Annotated in this window: 1 protein-coding gene; it reads left to right on the top strand. The window is 64.9% G+C overall.

The window, feature by feature from the left end:
• Positions 1 to 92 precede the first annotated feature (92 nt).
• Entirely contained in the window at positions 93 to 320 is a 228-nt protein-coding gene (locus ACQG3P_RS18960) for a hypothetical protein (protein WP_426805899.1), read from the top strand.
• Positions 321 to 333 lie beyond the last annotated feature (13 nt).

The following is a 333-nucleotide window of genomic DNA, read 5'->3' as shown; positions in this document are numbered from 1 at the left end:
GGTACGGGACGATTATTCCCCTTAATTCGGACTAATCAAGGGGGAGTTCGAGGACTAATCGGGCGCCATTCCCGAATTGGAGGACGCCATCCATGTGGTTGCAGAACATTCTAGGCCGCGTCATCGGTGGCCGCACGCCCTCGCTGGACCTGGCCCTGACCGGTGAAAAGCGCCCCTCGGCCTTCTCCGGCAAGGCTTTCCGCGAGGTCACCCCGCCCGCCAACCTGCAGCGCGGCGGGAGCCTGCGCCTGGGTGCCCGCAGCGGCGGCCGACTGGGCCGCATTGGGATTATACCGGCGACGGGAGTTCAAGTCCCATGAACGGGACACTGGC

Origin of the sequence: Stenotrophomonas sp. SrG, assembly GCF_050031795.1 — a bacterium.
GTDB classification, from domain to species: Bacteria; Pseudomonadota; Gammaproteobacteria; order Xanthomonadales; family Xanthomonadaceae; genus Stenotrophomonas; species Stenotrophomonas rhizophila_A.
The sequence above is the reverse complement of the archived record's forward strand: the minus strand, read 5'-3'. Positions and strand labels throughout refer to the sequence as shown.